Below are 7,193 nucleotides of genomic sequence, written 5' to 3' on the forward strand. Positions count from 1 at the left end.
TGGCGGAGGCCCTCGGCGGCCGTTCCGTCGCCCTCGGTCCCGGACTGTCCGGACGCCTGAACCCCCTGCGCCGACGGATTCACACCCTGGTGAAGTCCGTCGTCGACGTCCCCGGCCGGATCACATAGACGCCGGAGCCCGGCGGGCTCTCCCGTGACCCGCTCTTGAGCTGCTCGGCATCGGTCGCCGACGGCCACCGGGTGCCCTGCACGGACCAGCGCATGCCGGCCAGATCGACGCGGGTCAGGTCCACGTCGCTGAGGTCGGCCCGGGTGAAGTCGTCGAGCGGACCGTCCAGCAGCAGGGCGCCGAGCGCACCGCAGCCCGGCAGGCCGAGCAGCGGTCCCGCCGCGTGATCGAGGTCCCGCGCCAGAGCGCGCGCGAGCTCCCGCACGGGAGCACGGTCGAGGTCCCGGGCGAGGGCTCGGGCGAGATCCCGGGCGAGAGCGTGCGCGAGGTCCTGGGCGCGGTGGTGGGCGAGGTCCCGCGCCAGATCGTGCGCCAGATCGTGCGCCAGGTCGTGGGCCAGGACACGCGCCCGGGTCAGTGCCCGGGGGACGTCGTGGGCGTGGTGCAGGGCGAAGTCGACCGCGAGGTACAGCTCGCGGGCCAGGGTGACATCACGTGGAAGCGCGATCAGATGACCGAGGTCGTCGGCGACGGTGCGGGCGAGCGCGTGCGCGAGGACCAGGGCGCGTGCGAGGTCACGGTCGACCTGCAGGGCCAGGTCCACCGCCCGCGACACGAGTCCGCCCCGGATGCTGGCCACGATGACCGGGTGTCGGCGCAGGGCCAGTCGGACCTGGGGATCCAGTGCCTGCACGACCCCGTCGAGTTCCCGGCGCCCCGGTCCCCGCCCGGTGCCGTCGGCTCGGGCGTGCGCCTCGCCCCTGCGCGGGTTCTCGCGGAGGACCTCGGCCAGACCGGTCTCCAGGTCGATCACGGTGCCGAGTTCCCCGACCAGGGCGACGTGGCGGGCGTGGACCATGACCTCCCCCAGACCGGTCTCCAGGTCCAGCAACCCGGCGAGGCCGTTGACGAGACTCGTCAGCCGCGCGGTGATCCCCGGGTTGACCGCCTCGTCGTCCGGGTTGACCGCCCCGCCGTCCGCCACGGGCCCCGACCTGCCGGTCATGCCCCCTCCTCTCGGTCCCTCATCCGTAGGGCGACCGCCCGGCGGGCCTTCATCAGATTGGCGCGCACCGCGGCGGGTTCGATCCCCAGTTCCTCGGCGATCTCCGACGGGCTGTAGCCGGACACGCTCCAGGCCAGGACCTGCCGCTGGCGGGGCGGAAGGCCACCCAGCAGCTCCTCGAGTTCGTGCCGGCTCTCCCACTCCGCCAACTCGGCCGGACAGCGCCGGATCAGACCCGTCGTCTCGGGGACCTGCTCGACCGGGTCCTCCTCGACCCGGCTGAAGTGCCGCACCAGTTCCCGGGAGGCGACCTTGCGCGCCCACGACTCCGGCGACCGGATCTGCCGCCACCCCTGGAAAGCCTTGATCATCGTCTCCTGGGCCAGATCCGCCGCCAGCCGCGTCGGCGCGCCCTGCCACATCAGGAAGCCGACCAGCGTCGGCGTGAAACGCCGGTAGAACTCCGCGAAGTCCTCCCGCGTCGAGTGCCGGTCGGCGGCCAGCAGACCCTCCGGCCCCTGCGGAGTGAGCAGGGGCCGGGACACACCGGCGTCGTACGCATCGTTGTCACTCACCCGTCCCGTACCCCCGCCGAACGGGCTGCCGCGGGACCGTCAGCGTCACCGAGCTCCCGTCGCCGCGCACCTCCCGAAAACGGCCTCCCTCGGGCAGGACCCGGGCAAGCGCCTCGATGACCCTCCCGCGCGCGCACTCCTCGTGCGATCGCCACCGCAGTCGCAGGTGCCGGCACACCACCGCGGTGATGCGCACCCCCGCGCCCGATACCGCCGCCAAGGCTGCGGCCGTCAGCGGATCCATCCGTGCGCCCTCCCTCTCAGCGGTCCGCTCCCGTGCGAACCTCTCGTGGGTAAGAGGCCGCACGGTACATCCGCGTGAACCGGCCGCCGGAAATCCCCGCGCGGGGCGGCGGCAGGGGGTTGGGTAGCCTCCGGGGATGGTGTCCTCCCCCCGTGCCGTCCGGCCCGCCACGCGGCTCGTCGACGGGCTCGTCCACGCCTACGCCCCGCACGCCGGCGCCGTGGGAGCGCTGTCCCCCGTGGCGGCCTTCCGGCCCCTGCCGGGGGACGAGGCCGTCGGCCACGCCGTCGCCGCCGACCTGGGCCGCGCCCACTACACCACGCTCGACGCGGCCGTCTGCGTGGGGGCGGACGGCGCGCAGCTGTGGCGCTCGCGGTTCGAGCCGGAGGCGGACGAGGTCTTCGGCCACCGGCCCGGCTGCGAACTGTCCCCGGACGGGCGGGTGCTGTGGGTCTACCGGCCCGACGCCATGGCCGGGCGCGGCCGCCCGGACCAGTGGGTCGCCGTGGACGCCGCGACCGGGACCGTCCTCGCCCGGGCCGACCTGGAGACGGTCGGGCACGGCGCCGTGCAGCGGGCGCACCCGGCGAGCGGCCAGGTCCTCCTCAACGTCGGCGAGGGGCAGGACGGCAGCGTGATCCACCGCGCGTCGCTGACCGGCGGCCGGATCGAACTCGCCCGCTACCCCTGGGACGACCGGTGCCTCATCGACCTGTCACCCGACGGCCACCGGTTCCTGACCGTCGACCACGCCCAGAACGACCTCGCCGTCCACGCCTTCCCCGACGGCGACGTGCTGTTCACCCGCACCGCCGCCGACTTCGGGCACGACCCGGACACGGTCTTCCTGGAATGGAGCGGCGGCCACCTGAGCGCCGACACCGTCGTCGCCACCCTCGTCGGCCAGGACGAGGACGAGGAGGACTGGTTCCGCCACTACCGCCTCGACGCCCGCACCGGCCGCGTCCACGGCGAGTTCGACGCCCGCACCACGGACCCGTACGACATCCACCCGCTCGGCGACGGCTCCTGGCTCACCACCGGCCCCGACGGCCACCCCGTGCGCCACACCGACGCCTGACCTGCGCCCGACCGGCGCCCGACCGGCGTCCGACCGGTATCCGACCCGCGTCCGACCGGTGTCCTGACCCGGCCCGCTGCCGGGCCCGTTCACCGGGCCGTACGGGCGGCGGCGCGTTCGTAGATCGCGCCGCCGGGGATGTACCAGCCCGCCTTCTTGCGGACCGCCGGGCTCGGGTCCCGGTCGTGGGAGGCCCGCAGGGCGGCCACGGCCCGGGGCTCGGTGCGGGCGAAGCGGCCGACGAGCTCGGCGGCCATGGCCCGCACGCCCGGATCGGGATCGTCGGCCAGGTGGCGCAGCCCGGGTTCGAGGACCCGGTCCGCGCCCGGTGCGCACGTGTCGCCCTTGCACCGGTCGCAGGCCAGGGCGTGGAAGGCGGCGGTCCTCACCCGGGCGTCCGGGTCATCGGCCATGGCGACGAGCTGGTCCATGGACTCGGTGTCGACCAGGTGGTCCAGCAGCCGGCAGCAGCCCTCCCGCACGGCCGCGTTCTCGTGGGACAGGCCCGCCCGCACGGACCCGAGCACGTCCTGCCCGCGGCGCAGCAGTTCCCGGTAGGCGGCCACCGTGCGCTGGGGGTCGCCCAGGCAGGAGACGAGGGCTTCGTTGTCGGTGCTGACGAATCCGAGCATGCGCCCAGTGTCGGGCCGCAAAGCGGCGCCGGGCAAAGGGATTTACCGCCCGCCGCCACCGCCCGCCGCCACCACGGACCGGCGCCGGCGCCGTTCCCCGCCCGTTCCCCGCCCGGTTCCCGCGACCGCGGCGAACGGCCCGCCCGGGTGGGCGCACGCCAGGCCCGCACGGGGTTCATATGCCATATTGCGGACATGGTCCCGACGAAAGGCATGTCATGAGGTTCGCGGTCATCGGCGGTACCGGGCTGATCGGCTCGCAGGTCGTCGAAGATCTGAACGCCGCCGGGCACGAGGCGGTACCGCACTCCAAGTCCACCGGAGCCGACGTCATCAGCGGCCGGGGCCTGACCGAGGCGGTGGCGGGGGCCGACGTCGTCGTCAACCTGACGAACTCCCCGACCTTCGACGAGGCCTCCCTCGACTTCTTCCGGACCTCGATGGAGAACCTTCTGGCCGCGGCCCGCGACGGTGGCGTCGGCCACTTCGTCATCCTCTCGATCGTCGGCGTGGACCAGGTGCCGGAGCTGGCCTACTACCGCGCCAAGGTGCTCCAGGAGGACATCCTCACGGCCGGGCCGATCCCCTACTCGATCGTCCGGGCGACGCAGTTCATGGACTTCGTGGACGCCGTCCTGTCCTGGACCGCCGACGGCGACACCGTCCGGTTGCCCGCCACGCCGGTCCAGCCGATCGCCTCCGCGGACGTGGCCCGTGCGGTGGCGGAGGTCGCGGCGGGCGCCCCGCTGGGCGGCATCCGCAACATCGCGGGCCCCGAGATCTTCCCCCTGGACGAGCTGGGGCGCATCACCCTGTCCCGCAAGGGCGACAGCCGTACCGTCGTCACCGACCCCACCGCCGGCATGTTCGCCGTCGTCAAGGGGGACGTCCTGACCGATCCCCGCGCCCGCCTCGCCCCCACCCGCTACGCCGACTGGCTCTCCTGACCCGCGCGCCCGGGCCCCGCACACCTGGAGGCCGCACGGACACGGACGCGGACACGGACGCGGACACGGGCGCGGACGCGGCGACGGTCCCGGCGACGCGGCGTGCGCGGCAGGCCGGACCACCGGCCCCCGTCAGGCGGCCGGTGGTCCGGCGGCGGACAGGCGCAGCCTGAAGGGCGACCCGTTGGCGGTGGGCGTCCAGCCCTCGGTGCGCGCGGAGCGGATGCCCGCGGCGACCTCCCGCGGCATGACCACGTGGGCGGGCACCGCGTCCGGGGTGTGCCGGGTGGGTCGGCCGGTGTCCACGACGAGCGTCGTCGCGGGGTGGGCGGCGTCCTCCACCGCGTAGCCCAGGGTGCTGCCCTCGAAGTCGCAGCACCAGTGCTGCTTGGTGACGCGCCAGCGGTACGCCACGCCGTCGACGACGATGCGGCGCGCGCCCTTCCTGGCCAGTGCCACGGTGCTGCCTCCCGGTGTTCGGCCCGTCGGCCCGGCGGCCCGTCCGTCTGCCGCTCTGCCGCTCTGCTGCTCTGCTGCTCTGCTGCCCTGTCGGCCTGTCGGCCTGTCGGCCTGTCGGCCTGTCGGGAGGAAGTCTCCCGGTGCGGCGCGCGCTTGTCACCGGGTTTCCCGGCACCGTGGCCCGGGACGCCGTCAGGTCCGGGGTCCGTTCCCTCCTGCCCTCCTAGCGCGCGAGGCGCCCGAGGAGGGCGGAGGAGGCGGCGATGCCGAGGAGGGTGGCGAAGGCGAGGACGGCGAAGTCCAGGAGCAGGTGGGAGGGGGTGCCGATGAGCAGGCCGCGCAGCGCGTCGACCTGGTAGCTGAGCGGGTTGGCCTTGCTGACGGCCTGGAGCCAGCCGGGCATCAGGGCGATCGGGTAGAGGGCGTTGGAGGCGAAGAACAGCGGCATGGTGATGGCCTGGCCGATGCCCATCAGGCGGTCGCGGGTGAGCACGATCCCGGCGATGGCCATCGACAGGCAGGAGAAGAACGCCGAGCCGAGCAGGACGGCGGCGACGACGCCGAGCAGCCGCAGCGGGTTCCAGGTCATGGCGACGCCGAGGGCGGCGGCGATCAGCACCACCACCGCGGCCTGCAGGACGGCCTTCACCCCGGCGGCGAAGGCCTTGCCGGTGACCAGGGCGGCGCGCGGGGTCGGGGTGACCAGCAGTTTGGTGAGGACTCCGGAGTCCCGCTCCCAGATGATCATGATGCCGTAGAAGATCGCGATGAACATCGCGGACTGGGCGATGATGCCGGGCGCGAGGAAGTCCAGGTACGGGATGCCGCCGGTGGGGATCGCCTTGAGGCGGGTGAAGGTCTGGCCGAAGATCAGCAGCCACAGCGCCGGCTGGACCGCCCGGGTGTACAGCTCGGTGCGGTCGTGGCGCAGCTTCTGCAGTTCGACGGCGCACATCGCGCCGATGCGGGCGGGCACCAGGCGCCAGCCGGTGCGGGCGCGCGGGGGCACCAGCAGCAGGGACAGGTCGGGGCCGGCGGGACCGGCGGCGCCGGCGGATTCAGCCGACGCGGCCCGCGGTGCGGCGGGTTCGGCGGACATCGCTGAAGTCTCCTTCGGTCGCGTCGGCCAGTTGGCGGCCGGCGAAGTGGCGGAAGACGTCGTCGAGGGTGGGGTCCGGCCGGGCCGGGTCGGCCCGGTGGACCTGCTCCTTGAGCTCGGCGGGGGTGCCGAGCGCGCGGATGCGGCCGCGGTCCATGAGGGCGATGCGGTCGCAGTGGCGGTCGGCCTCGTCCATGTAGTGGGTGGTGACCAGGACGGTCATGCCGGTGGCGGCGCGTACGGCGTCCACGCGTTCCCACACGCCGGTGCGGGCGATCGGGTCCAGGCCGATGGTGGGTTCGTCCAGGACGAGCAGGCGCGGGGCGCTGACCAGGGCCTGGGCGAGTTCGAGGCGGCGCACCATGCCGCCGGAGTAGGTGGCGGCCATCCGCTCGGCGGCCTCGGTGAGGTCGACGGCGGCCAGCGCCTGGGCGACACGGCGGGCGCGTTCGGCGCGCGGGACGTCGAAGACGCGGGCGAACAGGGCGACGTTCTCGCGTCCGGTCAGCCCGGCGTCGGCGGACAGCTGCTGGGGGACGTAGCCGAGCAGGCGGCGCACCTGCATGGGGTGGCGGGTGGCGTCGTGGCCGAAGACGCGGACCATGCCGGCGCCGACGGGCAGCAGGGTGGTGATCGCGCGGATGGTGGTGGTCTTGCCGGCGCCGTTGGGGCCGAGCAGGCCGAACACCTCGCCGGTGCGCACGGTCAGGTCGATCCGGTCGACGGCCCGGGTGGTCCTGCCGTGGCCGTGGCGGAAGACGTACTCCAGGCCCTGGCACACCACCGCGTCCTCGGTGCTCATGGCTCCTCCTCCCCGCAGGGTCCTCCGGGTGCTGCCGGTGCTGCGGGCGTAGCGGGTGCTGCGGGCGTAGCGGGTGCTGCGGGCGTAGCGGGTGCTGCGGGCGTAGCGGGTGCTGCGGGCGTAGCGGGTGCTGCGGGTGCTGCGGGTGCTGCGGGTGCTGCGGGTGCTGCGGGTGCTGCGGGTGCTGCGGGTGCTGCGGGTGCTGCGGGTGCTGCGGGT

At 74.4% G+C, this 7,193-nt stretch carries 8 protein-coding genes; 2 read left to right on the plus strand and 6 right to left on the minus strand.

The genetic code is table 11. The features are described from left to right. Window positions 1-79: 79 nt before the first annotated feature. Both ACFVHV_RS40395 and ACFVHV_RS40400 read right to left on the minus strand, forming a co-directional pair. Complete coding sequence (locus ACFVHV_RS40395) at window positions 80-1,135, minus strand: hypothetical protein (RefSeq protein ID WP_380358424.1); 1,056 nt, start codon at window positions 1,133-1,135, stop codon at window positions 80-82. After that, complete coding sequence (locus tag ACFVHV_RS40400) at window positions 1,132-1,710, minus strand: sigma-70 family RNA polymerase sigma factor (protein ID WP_359914919.1); 579 nt, start codon at window positions 1,708-1,710, stop codon at window positions 1,132-1,134. The genes ACFVHV_RS40395 and ACFVHV_RS40400 overlap by 4 nt, the downstream gene beginning before the upstream one ends. Window positions 1,711-2,090: 380 nt before the next feature. On the opposite strand from ACFVHV_RS40400, the gene ACFVHV_RS40405 reads away from it, so the two are divergent. Further along, window positions 2,091-3,035 (plus strand): hypothetical protein, encoded by a 945-nt coding sequence (locus ACFVHV_RS40405; RefSeq protein WP_380358427.1) that lies wholly within the window; start codon window positions 2,091-2,093, stop codon window positions 3,033-3,035. A gap of 89 nt (window positions 3,036-3,124) precedes the next feature. Here ACFVHV_RS40405 and ACFVHV_RS40410 read toward each other — a convergent pair whose 3' ends face one another. Continuing rightward, a complete protein-coding gene (locus tag ACFVHV_RS40410) occupies window positions 3,125-3,667 on the minus strand; it encodes a HEAT repeat domain-containing protein (RefSeq protein WP_380358430.1) in 543 nt (180 codons plus the stop codon). Between the two features lie 218 nt (window positions 3,668-3,885). Here ACFVHV_RS40410 and ACFVHV_RS40415 point away from each other — a divergent pair, with 218 nt between their 5' ends. Then, the gene (locus tag ACFVHV_RS40415; RefSeq protein WP_359914913.1) at window positions 3,886-4,614 is read left to right on the plus strand and encodes an NAD(P)H-binding protein; all 729 of its coding nucleotides are present in this window, start codon (window positions 3,886-3,888) and stop codon (window positions 4,612-4,614) included. 132 nt (window positions 4,615-4,746) lie between these two features. Here the strand turns inward: ACFVHV_RS40415 and ACFVHV_RS40420 are convergent, their stop codons facing one another. The 3 genes from ACFVHV_RS40420 to ACFVHV_RS40430 all read right to left on the minus strand — a co-directional run bounded on the left by ACFVHV_RS40420 (window position 4,747) and on the right by ACFVHV_RS40430 (window position 6,974). Next, window positions 4,747-5,073, minus strand: coding sequence for a hypothetical protein (locus ACFVHV_RS40420; RefSeq protein WP_359914910.1), 327 nt, complete (start codon window positions 5,071-5,073; stop codon window positions 4,747-4,749). 223 nt (window positions 5,074-5,296) lie between these two features. Next, window positions 5,297-6,172 (minus strand): ABC transporter permease, encoded by an 876-nt coding sequence (locus tag ACFVHV_RS40425; RefSeq protein ID WP_359914907.1) that lies wholly within the window; start codon window positions 6,170-6,172, stop codon window positions 5,297-5,299. Continuing rightward, complete coding sequence (locus ACFVHV_RS40430) at window positions 6,132-6,974, minus strand: ATP-binding cassette domain-containing protein (RefSeq protein WP_380358456.1); 843 nt, start codon at window positions 6,972-6,974, stop codon at window positions 6,132-6,134. Before ACFVHV_RS40430 ends, ACFVHV_RS40425 begins: the two co-directional genes overlap by 41 nt. Between the last annotated feature and the right edge of the window lie 219 nt (window positions 6,975-7,193).

The sequence above is a fragment of the Kitasatospora sp. NPDC127116 genome, from assembly GCF_042677365.1.
Classification (GTDB): Bacteria; Actinomycetota; Actinomycetes; order Streptomycetales; family Streptomycetaceae; genus Kitasatospora; species Kitasatospora lactacystinica.

What these genes read in the sequence shown, in the direction of transcription:
- ACFVHV_RS40395 (WP_380358424.1), bottom strand. Translation starts at nt 1,135, where the DNA reads ATGACCGGCAGGTCGGGGCCCGTGGCGGACGGCGGGGCGGTCAACCCG.
- ACFVHV_RS40405 (WP_380358427.1), top strand. Translation starts at nt 2,091, where the DNA reads ATGGTGTCCTCCCCCCGTGCCGTCCGGCCCGCCACGCGGCTCGTCGAC.
- ACFVHV_RS40410 (WP_380358430.1), bottom strand. Translation starts at nt 3,667, where the DNA reads ATGCTCGGATTCGTCAGCACCGACAACGAAGCCCTCGTCTCCTGCCTG.
- ACFVHV_RS40415 (WP_359914913.1), top strand. Translation starts at nt 3,886, where the DNA reads ATGAGGTTCGCGGTCATCGGCGGTACCGGGCTGATCGGCTCGCAGGTC.
- ACFVHV_RS40425 (WP_359914907.1), bottom strand. Translation starts at nt 6,172, where the DNA reads ATGTCCGCCGAACCCGCCGCACCGCGGGCCGCGTCGGCTGAATCCGCC.
- ACFVHV_RS40430 (WP_380358456.1), bottom strand. Translation starts at nt 6,974, where the DNA reads ATGAGCACCGAGGACGCGGTGGTGTGCCAGGGCCTGGAGTACGTCTTC.